Raw genomic sequence first — 20,426 nt, 5'->3', positions numbered from 1 at the left:
AGTGGGGCATGTTGCCTCAGCGACAACAACCGAAACTCTTCGTATTGAGTATTGACTTGGACGCGCAATTATTGAATTTTGCATACTGAGGTGGGTGTGACCGGAGAACACGGAGCGTCGATCTTGAGGGACACGCCGACCCAGCTTGGGCTCGGCCGATATCGCCCCATTGCGAAGCTCGGCCGCGGCGGAATGGCCGACGTCTTCCTCGCGATGGCGCACGGGCCGGCTTCCGTGAACAAGCTGGTCGTCGTCAAGCGGCTTCGCACCTTCGCCGACGAAGAGGATCGACACGTCCTCATGTTCATGGACGAGGCGAAGCTCTCGGCGCGCATGAACCACCCGAACGTCGTCCAGACCTACGAGGTCGGCAGCGATCAGGACGGGTACTTCATCGTCATGGAGTACCTCGACGGGCAGCCGCTCAAGCGCGTCATGAAATCGGCCGCCGACCGGGAGCCGGGCACGGGCGGGCTGGTGCGCGCCACATGGCTCCGGATCGTCGCCGAGGTGCTGCGCGGGCTGCATTACGCGCACGAGCTCTGCGATTTCGACGGCAAGCCGCTCGGCATCGTCCATCGCGACGTCTCCCCGCACAACATCTTCGTCACGTACGACGGCGCGGTGAAGCTCGTCGATTTCGGCGTGGCCAAGGCCGCGGTCAACTCCTCCCGCACCGAGAGCGGGACCTTCAAGGGCAAGCTGACCTATATGGCGCCCGAGCAGGTCACGGCGGGCAAGTCGGTGGATCGCCGGGCGGACATCTTCGCGGTGGGCGTCGTGCTGTGGGAGCTCCTCGCCGGGCGACGCCTGTTCGAGGGCGACCAGATCAGCGTGATGCACCAGCTCCTCCTGGGGAAGCTGCCGCGGCTGTCGACCGTGGTCCCGGGGATCCCGATCGCGCTCGACCAGATCGCCGCCAAGGCCCTCGAGCGCGACCCGTCGAAGCGCTTCTCGACCGCGCAGGAGATGTGCGATGTGATCGAGAGCTACCTGCAATGGTCGGGCGAGGACGTCCGCGGCGAGTTCCTCGGCGCGTGCATGCGGGGGATCTACGCGGAGAGCAGGGCGACGATTCGCCACCAGATCAAGGCGCAGATCGAGCGGGTGGCCAAGGCGTCGGGCCTGAGCGAGCCCTCCAGCCCGGTGACGCTCAGCGGCATCGGCCTCGCGATGGGGCCGTCGAGCTCGCGCTCGGGGTCGGGCTCCGCGAGCAAGCTCCCCTATCTCGGCGAGCCGAGCCACCCGGGCATCGAGCCCTATTCGGGCGTCGAGCGGTATTCCGGCCTCTCGCGCCATTCGGGCGTCGAGCGGCCGAGGACGCCCGTGAGCGATTCGGTGAGCCTGCGCGCGACCGCGATGCCGGCGCCGCCCTCGCGGCGCGGCTTCCTGGTCGGAGCGTCCGGCCTGGTCGCGCTGGCCGCGGTGGCCGGGGGCGCGCTCTATGCCGCGAGCCAGCGCGCGCCCGTCGCCGCGCCCGCCGCGGCCGCCGCGCCCCAGGCGGCGGCCGTGGAGGCTGTCGAGAAGAAGCCCGAGGAAGCCCCCAAGGCGAGCGTGGCGATCGCGAGCGACCCGCCGGACGCGATCGTGAGCTGGAAGGGCAAGACGCTCGGCAAGACGCCGCTCAAGACCGAGCTGCCCGTGGGGACACAGGTCGTTGTCGTGTCGAGGTCGGACTGCTTCGATGAGACGATCATGCTGACGCTCGCGCCCGCGGAGACCGTCGAGCGCTCCGTCAAGCTGCGGCCCACGAACTACGCGAAGTAGCCCTGTCCGGGCGAACGCCGCCTCGACCGTCGGCGGTCATCAGTCGTGGCGGACATAGGAGATCACCTTGGTGACGCCGTCGGCGTCCATGGCCTCCTTCATTGCCTCGGTCGCCTCCTTGACGCTGACGACGCGGCCCTGCAGCGTGACGACCCCATTGCGCACGGTCACGCTGAGCTTCTTCACCGCCTCGTGATCGCTGTTCGCGAGCTTGCCGCCCACCGCGTTGCGGAGCGCCTCGTCCGGCGGCCGCTTGTCCGAGCCCTTGGCCTCCTTGGTGGCGACGACGGAGCCGTCGCGGTTGAAGCTGACCTGATAGTCGTCGTCCTTGGCCGCCTGCGTCCAGGCGTCGTGCTCACTCGCCGCGGCGCTCCCGGGCTGCCCCTTGTCCCTGGCGCCGCCGGCCTGACCCTGCTGCGCCTCCTTTCCTTGCTGGCCACCTTGCTGCGGCGCGGCCTGCTCCCTGGGCGCCGCGGGCTGCCCGGCCTGCGCGCGCCCGGCCTGGGCGCGGTCGTCCTTGGGCGCGCCTGTCTGCTCGCGCCCGGCCTGGCCGCGGTCGTCCTTGGGCGTGCCGGTCTGCTCGCGCCCGGCCTGGGTGCGGTCGTCCTTGGGCGTGCCGGTCTGCTCGCGCCCGGCCTGGGCGCGGTCGTCCTTGAGCGCGCCGGTCTGCTCGCCGACCCGGTTCATCTGGTTGCTGACCTCGCTGCCCACCTCGCGCCCTCGCTCGGCGAGCTGCTCGGCCTTCTCACCCACCTTGTCCGCCTGCTCGCGCGCCTCCTTGCCGAGCTCCTGGCCCTCCCGGGCGAGCTGCTCGGCCTTGTCGCCCAGCCGCTCGGCCTGATCGCGCCCGTCTTTTCCGGGCGACTGGCGCTGGCCATCGGGCGGCGCGGCCCTGTCGCCGGTCTGGTCGCCTGGCTCGCGGACCGCTCCTTCGGCTCTCTCGCTCTCGCTCCTGCAGGCGGTGCCGACGAGGGCGAGCGCGAGGATGGTGGGGCCGGAGAACCAGCGTATTCTGCTCATCGTGCAGCGGTAACTCATGGTGCCTCTCCGGCCGTCCACCCAGGCAGACGTCGTGCCATGAACGCGGTCGCCCCTGGCCGTTCGGGAACAACCGCGCGGCGCGCGTGTCGGCACGGCCATGCCGAGAACTCCCCTGGCCACCGCGCGGCGGCGGCAATGGACACCGGACGAGCGCTCCGGCCCGACGCATCGTAGGCTCGAGGCCGTGAGCGCGGCGTCGCCGGAACCCGTCCTGCTCGACGCCCTGCCCGGGCAGCGCGCGGCGCCGGATCTGCTCTCGCACCGGCCCGCGCTCCGGGTCGACGCGCGCGCGGTCAAGGAGTCGCTGACGTTCGCGTTCGCGGGCGGCGCCCCCGCGGGCGCGTTCGACCGGCACATCGAGTCGGCGTCGCTGCCCGCGTCGACGTGGGACCCGGCGCGCTTCGCGCAGCACGTCTTCCTGCAGGAGCTCATCGTGGGCTGCCTCCACTTCACGAGCGACGGGCGCACGTACATCCCGAGCCCAGCGCTGCTCGGGCGCGCGCTCTCCCGGCCGCCGAGCGACCGCGACACCGTCGAGCTCCGGCGCGACATCTTCCGGGAGCTCGCCGGGTCGGAGGCGCTGCGCCGCGATCTCGGCCGCGCGTACGCGGCGCTCCGCCGCTGGGTGGGCCAGCTCGAGACGATCTCGATCTCCCGCCGGGAGGGCAGCCGGCGCCGTCTGGACATCCTCGTGGCCGCGAAGGAGGCGCTGGACGCCCTCGCGGACGGGTTCGCGGGCGCCCGATCCGGCCTCGCGCGGCTCCCCGCGTTCGGCGCCGCGGTGCGCGAGACGGAGGCGTACCGCCGCCTCGCGGACCTGCTCGCGTACGACGAGGAGCTCGCGACGCTGGATGTCCGGATCCGCGTCGGCTCCGACGGCCACGTGCGCGATCTCCGCGCGCTGTCGATCCGCGAGAACGACGGGAACCGCTTCTACCAGTCGCCGATCGGGCGCGTCGTCACGAAGCTCGTGATGCTGTGGCGGGGGTACCGGTTCAGCGACGACGAGCTGCTCACCCGCTACGTCAACAGCGTGTTCGAGGGCATCGAGGACGAGCTCGTCGCGCTCGTCCAGCTCCTCGGAGATCTCGAGTTCTACCTCGCGGGCCTGGCGCTGCGCGATCGCGCCCGCGCGGCCGGCCTCTCCGTCTGCCTGCCTGAGCTCGCCTGGCCAGGCGGAGCGCCCGGCGAGCCCCCGGCGCGCGAGCTCAGGGGGCTGTTCAACCCGCTCCTGCTCGCGAGCGCGGCGAGCATCGTGCCGTGCGACATCGCGACCGAGCGCCACGACGCCACGGTCATCGTGACCGGGCCGAACTCCGGGGGGAAGACGCGGCTGCTCGAGGCGCTCTCGCTCGCGCAGATGCTGGGGCAGGTGGGCTTCTTCGTGCCGGCCGCGGAGGCCCGCCTCTCGCCGTGCCACGGGCTGTTCGTGTCGCTGATCGAGCAGGCGCAGGCGGACCAGAGCGAGGGGCGCCTCGGGATGGAGCTCCTGCGCATCCGGTCGCTGTTCGAGGCGATGCAGGTCGGCGACATGGTGGTGCTCGACGAGCTCTGCTCCGGCACGAACCCGTCCGAGGGGGAGGAGATCTTCCAGCTCGTGATCTCGCTGCTCGGGGAGCTCCGCCCTCAGGCGTTCATCACGACGCATTTCCTGGAGCTCGCGGCGCGGCTCGAGCGGGAGCGGCCTGTCGATGGGCTCGTGTTCCTGCAGGTCGAGCTCGACGCGCAGCAGTGGCCGACGTACCAGTTCGTCCACGGGGTGGCCCGGACCTCGCTCGCGCAGCGGACCGCGGCGCGGCTCGGGGTCACGCGCGAGGAGCTCGTCGCGCTGGTCGAGCGCAGCAAGCGAGCGCACCGCCGCCGCGAGGTCGAGCCCGACTGATCGCGGGCACGGCGCGCTCGCCGTGAGCGGAAAAATCTGGTTGTATCCGCTGCCATGGAATATCGACCTCTTGGCAGAACGGGCTTCCGCGTCTCCACGGTGAGCTTCGGCGCCTGGGCGATCGGCGGCACCTGGGGCGACGTCGACGACAAGGAGTCGCTCGCCGCGCTGCACCGGGCCGTCGAGCGCGGCGTGAACTTCTTCGACACCGCGGACGTGTACGGCGACGGCCGGAGCGAGCGGCTGCTCGCGCGGCTCCGGAGGGAGCGGCGCGAGGAGATCGTCATCGCGACGAAGGCGGGCCGGCGGCTGAGCCCCCACGACGCGGCCGGCTACACAGCGGAGAACCTCACGGCCTTCGTCGAGCGCAGCCTGAAGAACCTCGAGACGGACGCGCTCGACCTGCTGCAGCTGCACTGCCCGCCGACGGACGTCTATTATCGGCCCGAGGTGTTCGATGCCCTCGATCGGCTGGTGAAGGCGGGCAAGATCCGTTTTTACGGCGTCAGCGTCGAGCGCGTGGAAGAGGCGCTGAAGGCGATCGACTACCCCGGCGTGCAGTCCGTGCAGATCATCTACAACGTGCTCCGGCAGCGCCCGGCCGAGCTGTTCTTCCCGGAGGCGAAGCGCCGGCAGGTCGGGATCCTGGCGCGACTGCCGCTCTCCTCGGGGCTGCTCACCGGGAAGATGAGCGCCGCGACGAAGTTCGCCGCCGACGATCACCGCAGCTTCAACCGCGAGGGCGCAGCGTTCGACAAGGGCGAGACGTTCTCGGGGGTCGACTACAACCTGGGCCTCGAGGTCGTCGAGGAGCTCCGCCCGCTCGTGCCCCCCGGCGTGAGCATGGGGGCGTGGACGATGCGGTGGATCCTCATGCAGGACGCGGTGACGTGCGTCATCCCCGGCGCGAAGCGGCCCGATCAGGTGGACCAGAACGCGAGCGCCGCGGACCTGCCCGCGCTGCCGCAGGAGACGATGGCGAAGATCCGAGAGATCTACGACCGCCGGCTCCGGCCGGTGATTCACCAGCGCTGGTAGGGCTCGACGAGGACGCGCCGCGGCCGGCCGGGGCCGCGGCGCCCGCGCGCGTGGCGCCCGGTGCGCGCCGCGCGATCAGAAGGCGCCCACCACCGCGATGCCCTCGCCTGACACGCTGACTGACCACGATGTCCGTGGAGGCTGAGCAGCGCACGAGCGACGTGGGCAGGTGCGCTGTGACAGGACGGACGAGGTGAGAAGTCCGCCGTGGTCGGCGTGGTGAGGAGGGGCGCGCGAGCGCCCTGTTACCGGCCGTGGAGCTCCGTGGAGCTCAGAGGATGCGCGGCAGGAGCCACCCGGCGAAGGAGATGAGGGCGGCCGTGCCGAAGAGCGAGCCGAACCCGCGGATCTCGAAATCGTCGATCAGCTTGTCCGTCGCCCAGAGCAGCACGGAGTTCACGAGGAGGCCGAAGAAGAGGTAGGCCAGGCCGAGCGTGACGACGGCGGCGGGCAGGAGCGCCACCGCGACCAGGAACTTCACGAGCCATCCGAGCAGGAGGTTGAGGAGCGTGAACACCGCGGCGACGACGAGCGCCGTCCCTGTCTTGCGGATGCGCACGCCGGGCATGAGCTTCGTTCCTACGAGGACCGCGATGCCCGCGGCGAGTGCCTGGATGATGAGCGTCTTCATGACCACCTCCCTGGGCCGGCGCCGCTCGGGGCGGGCCGGGGTTCGCCCGCTCTTGGTGACCCAGGCGCGGGCCGGGCGCAACCTCGCCGGTCAGGGAGGGGCTCGCCCCGGACGCTCCTCTGCAGGTGCAGGTTCAGCTCTTCGGCTTGTCGCCGCCGAGCAGCTCGCCGATGGCGGGGGCGCCGCCGGGGCCGAGGGCCTGCGTGCTCTCGATGAGGTGGATCAGGAACTGCCGGTTGTCCGTCACCGAGAGGTTCTGGAGCTCGAGCGCGCCGATGCGGTCCTCGGGGGTGAAGTAGGCCTCCTCGACCTTCTCCATCGAGAGCTTGTCCGGCGCATAGGCCATGTAGTCGGCGCGCGTGTTGAGGATGCTGTAGTCGTCGCCGCGGCGCAGCTCGAGCGTCACCTCGCCGGTCACGCCGGGCGCGATCCAGCGCGAGAGCGCGTCCTTCAGCATCATGGCCTCGGGGTCGTACCACTTGCCCTCGTAGAGCAGGCGCCCGAGGCGACGGCCCTGGGTGACGTACACGTCGAGGGTGTTCTCGTTGTGGATCGCGGACAGGAGCCGCTCGTACACGGCGTGGAGGAGGGCCATGCCCGGCGCCTCGTAGATGCCGCGGCTCTTCGCGTCGATGACCCGGTTCTCGATCTGGTCGCTCATGCCGAGCCCGTGGCGCCCGCCGATCCGGTTGCACTCGACGAACAGGTCGAACAGCGAGCCGAAGCGCTTGCCGTTGATGGTGGCCGGGACGCCGCGCTCGAACCCGAGGGTCACCGTCTCGGCCTCGATGGCGACGTCCGGCCGGAAGGACGCGACGCCCATGATCGGGTGGACGATCTTGATCCCGGTGTCGAGGCGCTCGAGATCCTTCGCCTCGTGCGTCGCGCCGAGCACGTTGGCGTCGGTGCTGTAGGCCTTCTCCGTCCCCATGCGGTAGGGCAGCCCGTGGCGCTCGAGGTACTCGCTCATCTCCTTGCGCCCGCCGAGCTCACCCACGAATTTCGGGTCGAGCCAGGGCTTGTAGATCTGGAGCGAGGGGTCGACGAAGATGCCATAGCGATAGAACCGCTGGATGTCGTTGCCCTTGTGCGTGCTGCCGTCGCCGAAGACGTGGACGTCGTCGTCGCGCATCGCGCGCACGATCGCGGTCGTGGTCACCGCGCGGCCGAGCGGCGTGGTGTTGAAGTACTTCTTGCCGCCCGTCGAGAGGTGGAAGGCGCCGCACTGGATGGCGAGGATGCCCTCGCGGACGAGCGCCTCGCGGCAGTCCACCAGCTTCGCGGAGACCGCGCCGTGCTGCAGGGCGATCGGCGGGATGTCGCCGGGGGAGTCCTCGTCCGGCTGCGCCAGATCGGCGGTGTACGCATGCACCTTGAGCCCGTTGCGCGTCAGCCACGCCACCGCGCAGCGCGTGTCGAGCCCGCCCGAGAACGCGATGCCGAGGTGGGTGCCGGCCGGGGGAAGGGAACGGAAGATCCTGCTCATGGCGGCGCAGCATAGTCACATCGCCCGCGCCCACGCGAGCGTAGATCGCGCGGCGCGGGAGCCCTGGACGGCGGCCGCGGAGCGCGTCGCCCGGTCGCCGCCGGCGCGCGCGTGCTCGCATACACGGAGCGGGGCGCGTCGGACTAGGATGGAGGGGGCCTTCTCACGCAACCCTGCCCGCCGACGAGGTGCACCCATGCCGAAGCTGTCGTACGCCGAGATTGCCCGGATCGAGGAGCGCCGGCTGGCGCTCGGCACCGCCGCCGTGGTCGCCTGCGCGGAGCCCATCGCGGGCGGGTGGATGGCCTTTGATGGCGAGGGCTCCTGGGGCAACTTCGCTGTGGGGCTCGGGCTCGACGGGCGCGTCTCCAGCGAGGAGCTCGACCGGCTCGTCGCGTTCTACACGACGCGCGGCGCGGAGCCGCAGATCCAGGTCTGTCCCTTCGCGCACGAGTCGCTGGTGCGCGGCCTCGCCGAGCGGGGGTTCGTGCTGCGCGAGTTCGAGAACGTGCTGGCGCGCGAGATCGCGCCGGACGAGGACCTCCGCGCGCTGCTGACGCACGGCGGCCCCGACGGGCTCGAGATCGTGCGCGTCGACCCCGCGGACGAAGCGCAGGTCCGGGTGTTCATCGAGGTCTCGACGAGCGGCTTCCGCCCCGAGGGCGAGCCGATCACGCCGGCGCTCTTCGACGTCACCCGCCGCATGGTCGCGCACCCCGGGTGCGAATCGTACCTGGCGCTGGTCGACGGTGAGCCTGCCGGCGGCGGCTGCGTGGAGGTCTCCGGCGAGGGCGCCGCGCTCTTCGGCGCCTCGGTGCTCCCCCGCTTCCGCGAGCGCGGCATCCAGCAGGCGCTCATCGTTCGCCGACTGGAGCGGGTGCGCGACCGGGGTTGTCCCCTGGCGTGTATCAGCGCGAGCCCTGGCATTCCCACGGAACGCAATGCCATGCGGCTCGGGTTCTTCATGGCGTACAGCAAGGGGGTCTTCATGCGACGGAGCGAGAATTCGCAGGAGTCCACCTGAGCGCTCCCCGGGCGCCGCGGGTCCGCGCATTTGCAGGAGTGCAGCTCCGTCCTTGCAGAAGCGAAACAATCGCCCCGGACGTCCATGCGAAATGCCCGGCAATGACAGAGACGTGCCGTGGCATGTCCGGTGCTTAAGACCAATCCAGCGTCGCTGGCGCGGCCTCTCCCCCCCCGAGGCCCCGGCGGCGCTTTTTCATTTTGTGGCCTGAGCCGGTCGCGCGCTCCCGTGTCGAGCCACGCGCTCCCCGTGTTGAGCGCGTGATCAAAGCTCCACGGTAGGCTCCGAGAGAGGGAGTCCGCCGCGCGGCGCGGGGAGGGCCGATGTTTGAGCCCGAGACGATGACCCTCCGGCGGAGCCGGAGGGTCATCGTCTCGGGCGAGTCCGGCGGGGTCCCCGCGCCGCGCGGCGGACTCCCTCTCTCGGAGCCGGGCGACCCGGATCCCCGTCGCGCGTCACCCCCCGCCAGCCCGCCGCAGCTCGGTCACCGCGTTCCGCACGAGCCGGAGCCCCACGTTGTCGTCCTGCGACAGGATCGACTCCGGGTGGAACTGCACCGCCGCGATCGGCAGCTCCGCATGCTCGATCGCCATCACGACCCCGTCCTCGGTCTCCGCCGTGATCTTCAGAGACGGCGGCAGCGCGTCCCGCAGCGCGTAGAGCGAGTGGTAGCGCCCCGCGTGGAACTCGCGCGGCAGCCCCTCGAAGAGCCGCCCGCCGAGCACGCGCACCTTCGAGGCCTTGCCGTGCATCGGGTAGTCGAGGATGCCGAGCTTGCCGCCGAAATGCTCGACCATCCCCTGCAGTCCGAGGCACACCCCGAAGACGGGCAGCCGGCGCTCTAGCAGCGCCGACAGCGTCCCCGAGAGATCGAAATCGCTCGGCGACCCCGGCCCGGGAGAGAGCACCACGAGGTCCGGCGCGTAGCTGTCGAGCTCGCCGTGAGGGAAGCCGGCGCGGAGCGTCACCACCTCGGCGCCCGTCTGCCGGAAGTAGTTCGCCAGCGTGTGCACGAACGAGTCCTGATGATCGACGAGCAGCACCTTGAGGCCGGCCCCCGGCGCCGCGCCGGCCGCCGCCGGCGCCTGCGCGGGGACGCCGCGCGGCCTCCGGATCGCGTCGAGCAGCGCCGACGCCTTCACGTGCGTCTCGCGCTCCTCCTCGTCGGGATCGGAGTCGTAGAGCAGCGTCGCGCCCACCCGGACCTGCGCCACGCCGTCCTTGACCCGGATCGTGCGCAGCGTGAGCCCCGTGTTCATGCTGCCGTCGAAGCCGACGATCCCGACCGCGGCCCCGTACCACGCGCGCGGCGAGCGCTCGTGATCCTCGATGAACTGCATGGCCCAGGCCTTCGGCGCCCCGGTGACCGTGACCGCCCAGGTGTGCGCGAGGAACGCGTCGAGCGCGTCGAACCCCTCGCGCAGGCGGCCCTCGATGTGATCGACCGTGTGGATCAGCCGCGAGTACATCTCGATCTGCCGGCGACCGATCACGCGGACGCTCCCCGGCACGCAGATGCGGGACTTGTCGTTGCGATCGACGTCCGTGCACATCGTCAGCTCCGACTCGTCCTTCGCGGACGCGAGCAGGCGCGCGATCTGCGCCGCGTCGGCGATCGGGTCGCTGCCGCGCGGGATCGTGCCCGAGATCGGGCACGTCTCGACGCGATCGCCCTCGACCCGCACGTACATCTCCGGCGAGGCGCCGACGAGGTACTCGGACTCGCCGAGGTTCATCAGGAAGCCGTAGGGCGCGGGGTTGCGCTCGCGCAGCCGGTAGAACAGCTCGGTGGGCGGGACGGGGCAGGGCTCGAAGAGCGTCTGGCCCGGGACGACCTCGAAGAGATCGCCCCGCTTGAACGACTCGCGCGCGACCCGCACGAGGTCGGCGTACTCGCCCGGCGCGTACTCGTTCTGCGGCGCGCGATCGGCGCCGACATAGGCGCGCGCCGCGCCCTCGCGCGGCAGCCCCTCGGTCGAGCGATCGCCGCACGTGAGCTCGTAGCGCGTGCGCGTCGCGCGCTCGCGGCGATGATCGACGGCGACGATCTCGTCGGGCAGGTAGAGCACGAGATCCCGCTGGTCCGCCGGGCGCTCGAGGCGGAGCCGGATCGGCTCGAACTGGAAGGCGAGATCGTACGCGAACGCGCCGTACAGCCCGAAGAGCGGATCGCCCGGGGTGCTGAACAGCTCGATGAGCCGCCGCAGCACCGAGAAGATGGACGGCTGGCGGCTGCGCAGCTCCTCGGGCACCCGCTCGCCCGGCGGCCGGACCGCGCCGACCACCTCGTCCCCGCGGCGCTCGACGGCCACGACCGCATCGAGATCCCGGAGCGCCTCGTCGATGGCCGGGAGGATCACGCGACCGCGCTCGTTCAGCGCGGTGAACCGGAAGTCGCGGCCCCGGGAGACGAGCACGAGCGGCGGATCGATGAAGCCGATGTCCCATCGCGTGTACCGGCCGGGAACCTCGTAGCTGGACGCCAGGACCACGCCGAGGTGGCTGTCGAGCGCCTCCACGATGGGCTGGATCGCGCCGTCGACGGCGAGCTCCTCGACCACCCGCCGCACCGCGACTCCCTTCCGCGTAACGTTGCTCTCTCGTTTCAAGACCGCGTCTCCTCCTGCGCGGCGAGTATATGCGGTGCGGCATGCGCTCGGCACCGGCTTCTTCGCCGCGGGCACGTGTTCGTCAGGCACGTCATCCGCGCGACGCCCTCGGCGGACGCGGGCGACGCGCGCCCCGCGCGGGCGCTCGATCGGCGTCCGCGGCGCGCTCGGCGAGGTAGACGGCGCGGAGCAGCGGGAAGCTTTTGACGAGGACCTCCTCGTACTCGGCCTCGGGGCTCGACTCCGCGACGACCGCGCCGCCGCTTCCGAAGCTGACCCCCTCGGCGTCGGCGACGAGGGTCCGGATGGCGATGTTCATGTCCATGGGGCCCTCGAAGGCGAGGTACCCGATGGCGCCCGTGTACACGCCGCGCGTGCGCCGCTCGAGCGCGTCGATGATCGAGGTGGTCCGGTGCTTCGGCGCCCCCGTGATCGATCCGCCGGGGAAGCACGCCTCGAGCGCGTCGAGCGCGGCGCGCCCCTCGCGCAGCGCGCCCGTGATCACCGAGGAGAGCTGGAGCAGGGTCGCGTGCTCGGTGATCCGCATCAGCTCCTCGACCTCGATCGACCCCATCGCGCACACCCGGCTGAGGTCGTTGCGGACCAGGTCGATGATCATGAGCAGCTCGGAGCGGTCCTTGTCGCTCGTCGCGAGATCGCGGCGCTGGGCCTGCGTCTCTTCCTCGGTGGCGCCCCTCGGCCGCGTCCCCTTGATCGGCTCGCTGCGCACGCGCCGCGCCCGGTCGACCGAGAGGAATCGCTCCGGCGACGACGACAGCACCGCGCCGTCCGGCAGCCTGAGGTAGGCCGAGAAGGGCGCGGGGTTCGTGCGGCGCAGGACGCGGTAGAGGGCGAACGGGTCGAGCGAGGTCCGCACGTGGAACTCGTTGGTGAGGCACACCTCGTACGTCTCGCCCTCGTGGATCTCGGCGAGGATCGCCCGGACGGCGTCGAGGTGCTCCCTGCGCGAGAGGCGCTGCGACAGCGCGAGGACGTCGGCGAAGCCCTCCGGGACGGGCGGGAGCGCCGGCTCGGCGAGATCCGGGAGGCCCTGGAGCCGCGCCGCGATGTCGTCGAGCCACGCGTCGCACGAGGGCGACGGCGCGGCGATCGGCGGCGGCTCGCCCGCGTCGATCGCGCACGCGTACACCGCGCGCTCGACGTGGTCGAAGGCCAGGAGCCGCCGCGCGATCATCATCGCGCTGTCCGGGAGCGCGCGGCGCGGGTGGGCGGACGCGCCGAAGCCGAGGTGCTCCTTGAGCTCGTAGCCGAGGTAGCCGACGAGCCCGCCGGTGAAGTGGAACGGAAGGCCGCTCGGCTCGAGCGCCACGGACGCGAGCTCCCGCCGGAACGCCGCGAACGGGCTCCCCTCGGACAGGGCCGGGGTGAGGAGGCCCCCCGGGCCGCCGGCGCTCCAGCGCGTCACGGCGGCGCCGTGGCTCTCGATCGCCTCGGTCGCGCTCCCCATGAACGAGAAGCGGCCGTCGCTCCCGGTCGCGCTCGAGTCGAGCCAGAACGCGTACGGCGCCGCGGCGAACAGCCCGGCGAACGCCCGCTCGGGATCGACCCAGGGGAGCCGGACGTGACGCACGCGGCCGCGCCCCAGCGCGCGCGCCACATCGGCAGCCGCGGCCCCGGGCGCCGCCGCCGCTCCCCTCGCGCGCGCGGTGATCTCACGGAAATTGCTGAGGATTTTTCTGCCGTGCTCGGTCCCGATCGACTCGGGGTGGAACTGCACGCCGTAGAACGGCCGGTCCTTGATCTTGAGGGCCATGATGAGCCCGTCGCCGCGCGTCCGCGCGGTCACCTCGATGTCGGCCGGGAGGTCGTCGTCGCCGACGATCAGCGAGTGGTAGCGCACCACCTTGAACGGGCTGGGCACGCCCTCGAACAGCCCGGCGCCGTCGTGCTCGACCTCCGCGACCTTGCCGTGCATCACCCGCGGCGCGTGCCGGACGCGCCCGCCGAAGCGCGCCGCGAGCCCCTGGTGGCCGAGGCACACCCCGAGGATCGGCGTGGTGGAGAGCGACTCGATCACGTCCGCGCAGACGCCGAAATCGGCCCGGCGCTCGGGGCGGCCGGGGCCGGGGGAGATGACGATGTTGTCGACCTCGAGGTCCCTGATCTCGGCGAGCGAGAGGCTGTCGTTCCTGACGATGATCGGCCTCTCGCCGTTCACCTCCCAGAGGTACTGCCCGAGGATGTGGGTGTACGAGTCGTAGTTGTCGATGAGGAGTGTCTTCACGGCGAAGCTCCCCTGGGGGCCCTCGCGGAGGCCGTCAACGCGGGCGCGCCGGCGCGGGGACCGGCGTGGAGGAGGCGCCAGGGCGGCGGCCCCGGCATCAGGGGCGGATGAGGGCCGCGAGCATGGCCTGCAGCTTGAGCTGCGTCTCGACGAGCTCGGCCTCCGGGCTGGAGCCCGCGACGACCCCGACGCCAGCGACCATCCGAGCGCGGGCGCCGTCGACGGTGGCGCTGCGGATGCCGATGAACCAGTCGCCGTCGCCGCGCGCGTCGACCCAGCCCACGATCCCGGCGTAGAGCCCGCGGCGGATGCCCTCGTGCGCGCCGAGCCACGCCTCGGCCGCGTCGCGCGGCGTGCCGCACACGGCCGGCGTCGGGTGCAGCCGCGCGGCCAGCGTGAGCGCGTCCGGCGCCGCCTCCTTGAGCTGGCCGTGGATCGACGTGCCGAGGTGCATCACGTTGCGGAGGCTCAGGATCGACGGCTCGCTCGGCACGTCGAGCGACGCGCACTCCGGCGCGAGCGCGGCGGCCACGGCCTCGACCACGAAGCGGTGCTCGCGCTGGTCCTTGGCCGATTTCCGGAGGACCTCGGAGAACCGGCGGTCGGCGTCGACGTCGGCGGAGACCGCGTAGGTGCCGGCGAGCGGGTGCGACGAGACGGCGCGCGCGCGGCGCGAGAGCAGGAGCTCCGGGCTCGCGCCGAGGAAGCCGTCGACGTGGAAGATCGCGCACGAGGGGTACAGCGCGGTCAGGCGGCGCAGGACCTCCTCGACGACGATGGGCCGGTTCGCCTCGACGTCGACCGCGCGCGCGACGACGACCTTGGAGAGGTCCCCGCGCTGGATGTCGGCCACGGCGTGCGCGATGCGCCCGCACCACTCGTCGTGCGGGACCGCGGACTTCAGCGTGAAGCTGTCGGGCGAGCGCCGGTGGCCCTCGGCCCGCTCGAGGTGCGGCGCGGGCGCGGCGCCCTCGCCGATGGTGGTGACCCACGCGGTCCCGTCGGGGGCCGCGCCGACGAGCTGGGCGGGGATGACGAGCGCGGCCGGCTCCGTCCGGTCGAAGGGGAGGGCTCCGAGCGCCACGGGGCCGCAGCCCGGGCGGCCCACGGCGTCGGCCGCGCCGATCGACGAGAGCACCTCCTGGATCCACGCGACGCCGCCCTCGATGCCGTGCGGCAGCTCCAGGCGGGCGGCGACCCCGTGCGCGATGAGCTGCGCGCTCGGGTGCATCCAGACGCGCGCGCTGTCCCCGGCGAGCGCGGAGATGCCGCCGGGCATCCTCGCGAGCGTGTCAGCGTCGAGCCGGACGGTGCGGGCGACCAGCCGTGCCGCCTGGCGGGGGGCATCGGCCGAAGAGGAAAACGTCAGGGGGGTCATGCACTGCCTGCGCAGGCCGGTTCGGGCTCGTCCTGCTCGGCAGGAGCAGTCTGGCGCCAGCGGGCCGTGCGCCCGCGGCACCATGCCGGATCGCGAGCGCCGGCCGCGCAGCGTCGGCTCTACCGCCTCCGGATGGGCTCCGCAAGCGCAAAGCAGCCCGCGCCCCGGGCGCGCGAGGCAGCGATTCGTCGCGAAAATTGCGCGATCCGGCGCGCATCCGCCGTTCGCGCAACGCGTGCGCGCGCTGGTGTGCGATGCGCGGTGTGCGATGCGCGACGCGCGCGCGTCGCACACCGCGCGACCCGCTCACCTCGTCGTCGCGCAACGCGCGTGCGCACCGCCTTCGTGCAACCCCGTTCGCGCTCCGTCGCGAGTCCGCCACGCGCGCAACGCACACGCGGTTCGCCTCCGCCTCGTGCATGCGCGTCCGCGTCGCGCATCCGCGTCCGCGTCGCGCATGCGCAGCGCGCCTCGTCCTGCGTCCCGTGCCCGCTTCGCTGCGGCGGGGCGCGTCGAGCAGAGCCGTAGGCCTCGTCCCTATCTGTGTTCAGGCGCCTCCCGACCGTGAATCCGCCGCGGACAGGCGGTGCGATCGCTTGCCCCCGAGCGCGTATCTGTTCGATGCTGCCGCGGGGCCTCATCCTTCGCGGCGCTCGTGAGCGGCGCGTCTCGACAGCACCGAGGGGCCCTCGGAACCGTGAAACTCCCTGGCACTGAGCTCAGAAAGGATCCTGCGATGGACCTCACTCGGCAGCATGACCTCCGCGCATGGCGCCCCACGGCGCTGCTCCTCCTCGTCGTCGGTCTGGGCGCATGCCGCGGCGGCGACAAGAGCCCGCCTGCCGGCGAGAGCCGCCCTGGCGCCGCCCCCACGACCGCGGCCGCGGTCGCGGAGGCGCCGGGCGAGAAGGCGATCAAGGCGCAGCCGCCCGCGGTGCCGAACGCCGCCGAGGCGAAGAAATACGCGGGGGCCAAGCTCAAGTATTATGGCGAGTCCGTGGGCGTCGGCGCCGAGCTCGACAAGGCGATGGTCCAGCAGTTCCAGCAGGACACCGGCATCCAGGTGACCATCATCCCCCGGCCGAAGGGCGCGACCGAGACCTACTCCGTCTACCAGCGCCTGTTCCAGGCGCAGTCCGGCGACGTCGACGTGATGATGCTGGACGTCATCTGGCCCGGCGCCTTCGCGCAGAACCTCGCCGATCTGACCGGGAAGCTCGGTGAGGCAGCGAAGCAGCATGTCGAGAGCATCGTCCAGAACAACACGATCGACGGCAAGCTCGTGGCGATACCGTGGTTCACCGACTTCGGGCTGCTCTACTACCGCACCGACCTGCTGACGAAGCACGGCTACTCGAAGCCGCCGGAGACGTGGGACGAGCTCGAGCAGATGGCGAAGAAGATCCAGGAAGGGGAGCGGGCGCAGAACCCGAACTTCGTCGGCTACGTCTGGCAGGGCAAGGCGTACGAGGGGCTGACCTGCAACGCGCTGGAGTGGATCGCCTCGCACGGCGGCGGCGCCATCATCGAGAACGGCAAGATCACGGTGAACAACCCGAACGCGCAGAAGGCGCTCGCGCGCGCGAGGGGCTGGGTGGGCTCGATCTCGTCCGCCGGCGTGACGAGCTACGAGGAGGAGGACGCCCGGAACACGTTCCAGAGCGGGAACGCCGCGTTCATGCGCAACTGGCCCTACGCGTACTCCGCGGGCAACGCCGAGAAGTCGCCGATCAAGGGGAAGTTCGCGGTGGCCCCGCTGCCGCACGAGCCCGGCCAGAAGAGCGCCGCCGCCGTCGGCGGCTGGCAGCTCGCCGTCTCGAAGTTCTCGCAGCAGCAGGACGCGGCGATCGAGCTCGTTCGCTACCTGGCGAGCCCGGAAGGGCAGAAGTTCCGCGCGCTCGCGGCCTCGCTCATCCCGACGGTCCGATCGGCGCTCGAGGATCCGGAGGTGGTGAAGGCGATGCCCTTCCTGGAGAGCGCGAAGGACCTCTGGCTGGTGCCGCGCCCCTCGAACAGCACCGGCCCGCGCTACAACGAGGCATCCATCGCCTTCTTCCAGGGGGTGAGCGAGGTCCTGCAGGGCAAGGATCCGAAGGCGGTGCTCGGCCAGGTGGACCAGCGCCTCACGCGCACGCTCAGGTAACCGCCGCGGAGGTCGCGCCTCCGGCGGCCGCGCGCTCCCCCGCCGCCGCGGCGCCGCTGGCGCGACCTTCCGGCCACACCGCCTCTCGAGAACGGAGCTTTGCATGAGCACGCCGGCTGACCCGAAGGCCACGATCGAGGCGACCCCCGCGCGCGGCGCGTCGTTCGAGCGGCGGCGGACCACGATCGCCTGGCTCTTTCTCCTGCCGACGCTCGTGGTCGTCGGCTTCATCGCCCTCTACCCGCTCGTCCAGACGTTCTACCTGAGCTTCACGAACACGCGGCTCGGCACCGGGGCGCCGGCGGCGTTCGTCGGGGCGCAGAACTACGTCGATCTCGCGCAGGACAGCTACTTTCACGACGCGGTCCTGCTCACGGTCCTCTTCACGGTCGTCACCGTGCTGAGCGAGCTCGCCCTCGGCCTCGCCATCGCGCTCATCGTCAACTCGCAGTTCAAGGGGCGCTCCGCCGTGCGCGCGGCCATGCTCATCCCCTGGGCGATACCCACCGTCATCTCGGCGCAGATGTGGAAGTGGATGTACAGCGACGTCTACGGCGTCTTCAACGACATCCTCGTGAACCGCCTGCGCGTCGTGGATCGCAACATCGCGTTCCTCGCCGATCCGGACGTGTCGTTCTGGGCGGTGGCGCTCATCGATATCTGGAAGACGACGCCGTTCATGGCGCTCCTCCTGCTCGCAGGGCTGCAGCTCGTCCCCAGCGACCTCTACGAGGCCGCCCGGGTGGACGGCGCGACGGCGCTCCAGCAGTTCACCCGCATCACCCTGCCGCTCCTCAAGCCGTCGCTCCTCGTGGCGCTCATCTTCCGCACGCTCGACGCGCTCCGGGTCTTCGACGTCTTCTACGTCATGTTCGGCAACCGGCCGGACATGCAGACGATGGCCACGTATGCCCAGCAGACGCTGGTCAGCATCTCCGACATCGGGTACGGCTCGGCCATCTCCGTCGCGCTGTTCCTGGTCATCGCCGTGTTCATCATGATCTATCTCGCGGTGTTCCGCGCGGAGGAGGCTTGAGATGAATGGCTCTCCCGGAGCTCCGGGCGGCGGGCACCGTCGGCGCGGCGGGCAGGTCGCCCTGCGCGTCCTGTTCTACCTGCTCGTCGCCGCGGTCGTCGTGTTCACCGTCTTCCCGTTCGTCTGGGCGTTCGTCTCCTCGATCAAGCCGGACAGCGAGCTGTTCACGACCCCGGTCCGCTACTGGCCCGATCGCGTGACGCTCGACAACTACCGCGCCGTGCTGGAGGACGGCCAGTTCCAGACGGCGCTCCTGAACAGCGTGATCGTCGCCGTCTCGGTCACGGCGCTCTCGCTCGCGGTCGGCTCGCTCGCCGCCTACTCCCTCGGCAGGTTCCGGTTCCGCGGGCGCAGCGTCGTGCTCTACGCGGTCCTGGCGATGACCATCTTCCCGCAGATCGCCGTGCTCGGCGCCCTGTTCGAGATGATCAACTTCTTCAAGCTCTACAACCAGCTCCCCGCGCTGATCCTGACCTACCTCATCTTCACGCTCCCGTTCACGGTCTGGGTGCTCACCGGCTTCCTGAAGGCGATCCCGCGCGAGGTCGAGGAGGCGGCGTACGTCGACGGCGCGACGCCCTGGCAGGTGTTCACGAAGATCATGCTGCCGCTCTCGGTCCCGGGGATGGCGACGACCGGCATCCTCGCGTTCATCGCCGCCTGGAACGAGTTCCTGTTCGCGCTCTCGTTCACCCAGACGCCGGACAAGCGCACGGTGACGTACGCGATCCAGGCGTTCTCGACCGCCACCAGCGGGCTCTACGAGATCCCCTGGGGGCAGACCATGGCGGCCTCCGTCGTGGTGACCGTGCCGCTGGTGGTGCTGACGCTGGTCTTCCAGCGGCGCATCCTCGCGGGGCTCACGGCGGGCGCGGTGAAGGGCTAGCGGGCGCTCGCTGCACGCGGCCAGGGGCCGTCACGCGCGCCCCCAGGGGAAGCGGAGCCAGCGAGGGCCGTAGACGGCGCCGAGATCGCGCAGCCCCGAGAGCAGCACGCCCGCGGCCATCGCCGGCAGGAGCACGCGGAGGGCGAGGGGCGCTTCCCAGCGGGAGAAGCCGGTGGGGGCGAGCGCCCAGCGCCAGAGCTCGGGGAGGAGGTGCGCGAGGGCGGCGCCGTAGACGATGCCCATCACGGCGTGCATCACCCGCTCTCCCGGGTAGACGCCGCCGAGCGGCCGCCGGACCGTGTCCTCGACGACGAAATCGCGGAGCGTGATCGCGATCTCCGCGAGGAGGAGCGCCGCGAGCGCCCACGCGGCGAGCCCCTCCCACCGCACGAACGGCAGCGTGGCGAAGAGCACCGCGTACACGAGGTCGCGGACGGCGTGCAGGACGAGCTCGGGCGCGGTGCCGGGCACGCCGCCGGGCAGGCGCGCGCGCCACTCGTGGTAGTAGAGCGTGTCGAACGCGCCGAGCGCGCCCTGGACGGCGAACAGTACGAGCGCGGTGATCACGCGCTCGACCCTCGCGCCGGCGCGCCGGCGCTCGCGGAGGCGGTCTCGCCGGCGCTCGCGGAGGCGGTCTCGCCGGCGCGCGCGGAGGTTGGCTCGCTGGCGAGCGCCGAGGCCGCCTCGTCCTCTCCGCCGCGCCTCACGCGCCCCTCGTACGCGACGAGCAGCCCGGCGACGGGCGCGAAGATCCGCACGTCGACATGGACCTCGTCGCGCAGCGCCTCGGCGCGGCCCTCGACCCGCGGGGCGAGCCACCGGGGCAGCGGCAGCCCGAAGCTGCGCAGCCCGATCGTCGACCGCACCTGCTCGAACACGAGCGCGCCGCCCTCGGCGCGCAGCCGGAACCAGCACTGGACGAGGCCGAGCGCCTCCACCAGCAGATCGCCCGAGCGCCACTGCGTCGAGCGGAGCAGGCGAGCCCCGAAGGTGCGGATCCACCGCTCGCCGTCGGCCCGCGGCTCGACCGCGAGCGTCACGGCGACGTCCTCCGCTGCCTCCGGCATGCGCAGCAGGGCGGCGAGCAGGCGCGCCGCGAGCGCGCGGCCGCGGCGCACGCGGAAGCGACCGCGAGCGCGCGCGCCGCCCGCGTGGAGGCGCTGGACCGGCGGCGCGAGCGCAGACCACGCGGCGCCGAGCAGGGAAGGGTAGAGGGAGGGCATCGGAGCAGCGCGCGTCGCGCTCGCTTCCACGTGCGCC

General features: G+C 71.8%; 15 protein-coding genes. 7 read left to right on the top strand and 8 right to left on the bottom strand.

Annotated elements, in window-relative coordinates; genetic code table 11:
• Positions 1 to 90 precede the first annotated feature (90 nt).
• A complete protein-coding gene (locus tag WME76_RS23570) occupies positions 91 to 1,767 on the top strand; it encodes a protein kinase domain-containing protein (protein WP_437954535.1) in 1,677 nt (558 codons plus the stop codon).
• Positions 1,768 to 1,806: 39 nt separating this feature from the next.
• Here the strand turns inward: WME76_RS23570 and WME76_RS23565 are convergent, their stop codons facing one another.
• A complete protein-coding gene (locus tag WME76_RS23565; protein ID WP_437954534.1) occupies positions 1,807 to 2,787 on the bottom strand; it encodes a BON domain-containing protein in 981 nt (326 codons plus the stop codon).
• A gap of 205 nt (positions 2,788 to 2,992) precedes the next feature.
• On the opposite strand from WME76_RS23565, the gene WME76_RS23560 reads away from it, so the two are divergent.
• A complete protein-coding gene (locus WME76_RS23560; protein ID WP_437954533.1) occupies positions 2,993 to 4,690 on the top strand; it encodes a MutS-related protein in 1,698 nt (565 codons plus the stop codon).
• 54 nt (positions 4,691 to 4,744) lie between these two features.
• Entirely contained in the window at positions 4,745 to 5,728 is a 984-nt protein-coding gene (locus WME76_RS23555) for an aldo/keto reductase (protein ID WP_437954532.1), read from the top strand.
• A 271-nt stretch (positions 5,729 to 5,999) separates the two neighbouring features.
• On the opposite strand, the gene WME76_RS23550 is transcribed toward WME76_RS23555, so the two are convergent.
• Together WME76_RS23550 and argG are read right to left on the bottom strand one after the other, a co-directional pair.
• Positions 6,000 to 6,359: a phage holin family protein gene (locus tag WME76_RS23550; RefSeq protein ID WP_437954531.1), complete on the bottom strand. Its 360-nt coding sequence runs from the start codon at positions 6,357 to 6,359 to the stop codon at positions 6,000 to 6,002.
• A gap of 133 nt (positions 6,360 to 6,492) precedes the next feature.
• Complete coding sequence (gene argG, locus WME76_RS23545) at positions 6,493 to 7,845, bottom strand: argininosuccinate synthase (RefSeq protein ID WP_437954530.1); 1,353 nt, start codon at positions 7,843 to 7,845, stop codon at positions 6,493 to 6,495.
• A gap of 196 nt (positions 7,846 to 8,041) precedes the next feature.
• Here argG and WME76_RS23540 point away from each other — a divergent pair, with 196 nt between their 5' ends.
• Positions 8,042 to 8,869, top strand: a complete 828-nt coding sequence (locus WME76_RS23540) for a GNAT family N-acetyltransferase (RefSeq protein WP_437954529.1) — start codon at positions 8,042 to 8,044, stop codon at positions 8,867 to 8,869.
• Positions 8,870 to 9,324: 455 nt separating this feature from the next.
• Here the strand turns inward: WME76_RS23540 and WME76_RS23535 are convergent, their stop codons facing one another.
• The 3 genes from WME76_RS23535 to WME76_RS23525 all read right to left on the bottom strand — a co-directional run bounded on the left by WME76_RS23535 (position 9,325) and on the right by WME76_RS23525 (position 15,101).
• Positions 9,325 to 11,478 (bottom strand): anthranilate synthase component I, encoded by a 2,154-nt coding sequence (locus WME76_RS23535; protein WP_437954528.1) that lies wholly within the window; start codon positions 11,476 to 11,478, stop codon positions 9,325 to 9,327.
• A 91-nt stretch (positions 11,479 to 11,569) separates the two neighbouring features.
• Positions 11,570 to 13,723, bottom strand: a complete 2,154-nt coding sequence (gene pabB / locus WME76_RS23530) for an aminodeoxychorismate synthase component I (protein ID WP_437954527.1) — start codon at positions 13,721 to 13,723, stop codon at positions 11,570 to 11,572.
• Positions 13,724 to 13,820: 97 nt separating this feature from the next.
• On the bottom strand, positions 13,821 to 15,101 hold the full coding sequence (locus tag WME76_RS23525; RefSeq protein ID WP_437954526.1) for an isochorismate synthase: 1,281 nt from the start codon (positions 15,099 to 15,101) through the stop codon (positions 13,821 to 13,823).
• A gap of 736 nt (positions 15,102 to 15,837) precedes the next feature.
• Between WME76_RS23525 and WME76_RS23520 the strand changes: the two genes are divergently transcribed.
• The 3 genes from WME76_RS23520 (at position 15,838) to WME76_RS23510 (ending at position 19,166) form a co-directional block, all read left to right on the top strand.
• Positions 15,838 to 17,244: an ABC transporter substrate-binding protein gene (locus WME76_RS23520; protein WP_437954525.1), complete on the top strand. Its 1,407-nt coding sequence runs from the start codon at positions 15,838 to 15,840 to the stop codon at positions 17,242 to 17,244.
• Between the two features lie 103 nt (positions 17,245 to 17,347).
• Positions 17,348 to 18,280: a carbohydrate ABC transporter permease gene (locus WME76_RS23515; RefSeq protein ID WP_437954524.1), complete on the top strand. Its 933-nt coding sequence runs from the start codon at positions 17,348 to 17,350 to the stop codon at positions 18,278 to 18,280.
• A gap of 1 nt (position 18,281) precedes the next feature.
• Entirely contained in the window at positions 18,282 to 19,166 is an 885-nt protein-coding gene (locus tag WME76_RS23510) for a carbohydrate ABC transporter permease (RefSeq protein WP_437954523.1), read from the top strand.
• A 30-nt stretch (positions 19,167 to 19,196) separates the two neighbouring features.
• Here the strand turns inward: WME76_RS23510 and WME76_RS23505 are convergent, their stop codons facing one another.
• Complete coding sequence (locus WME76_RS23505) at positions 19,197 to 19,733, bottom strand: hypothetical protein (protein WP_061619504.1); 537 nt, start codon at positions 19,731 to 19,733, stop codon at positions 19,197 to 19,199.
• Positions 19,730 to 20,389 carry a DUF4166 domain-containing protein gene (locus WME76_RS23500; RefSeq protein ID WP_437954522.1) on the bottom strand — a complete coding sequence of 220 codons (660 nt, stop codon included), beginning with the start codon at positions 20,387 to 20,389 and terminating at the stop codon, positions 19,730 to 19,732. The genes WME76_RS23505 and WME76_RS23500 overlap by 4 nt, the downstream gene beginning before the upstream one ends.
• Positions 20,390 to 20,426: the final 37 nt, after the last annotated feature.

Origin of the sequence: Sorangium sp. So ce119 (genome assembly GCF_051524405.1) — a bacterium.
In the GTDB taxonomy this organism is placed as follows: domain Bacteria; phylum Myxococcota_A; class Polyangia; order Polyangiales; family Polyangiaceae; genus Sorangium; species Sorangium cellulosum_G.
The sequence above is the reverse complement of the archived record's forward strand: the minus strand, read 5'-3'. Positions and strand labels throughout refer to the sequence as shown.

Coding starts and splice junctions, on each gene's coding strand:
- WME76_RS23540 (WP_437954529.1), top strand. CDS start 8,042: ATGCCGAAGCTGTCGTACGCCGAGATTGCCCGGATCGAGGAGCGCCGG.
- WME76_RS23550 (WP_437954531.1), bottom strand. CDS start 6,359: ATGAAGACGCTCATCATCCAGGCACTCGCCGCGGGCATCGCGGTCCTC.
- WME76_RS23555 (WP_437954532.1), top strand. CDS start 4,745: ATGGAATATCGACCTCTTGGCAGAACGGGCTTCCGCGTCTCCACGGTG.
- WME76_RS23520 (WP_437954525.1), top strand. CDS start 15,838: ATGGACCTCACTCGGCAGCATGACCTCCGCGCATGGCGCCCCACGGCG.
- argG (WP_437954530.1), bottom strand. CDS start 7,845: ATGAGCAGGATCTTCCGTTCCCTTCCCCCGGCCGGCACCCACCTCGGC.
- WME76_RS23515 (WP_437954524.1), top strand. CDS start 17,348: ATGAGCACGCCGGCTGACCCGAAGGCCACGATCGAGGCGACCCCCGCG.
- WME76_RS23500 (WP_437954522.1), bottom strand. CDS start 20,389: ATGCCCTCCCTCTACCCTTCCCTGCTCGGCGCCGCGTGGTCTGCGCTC.
- WME76_RS23510 (WP_437954523.1), top strand. CDS start 18,282: ATGAATGGCTCTCCCGGAGCTCCGGGCGGCGGGCACCGTCGGCGCGGC.
- WME76_RS23525 (WP_437954526.1), bottom strand. CDS start 15,101: ATGACCCCCCTGACGTTTTCCTCTTCGGCCGATGCCCCCCGCCAGGCG.
- WME76_RS23565 (WP_437954534.1), bottom strand. CDS start 2,787: ATGAGCAGAATACGCTGGTTCTCCGGCCCCACCATCCTCGCGCTCGCC.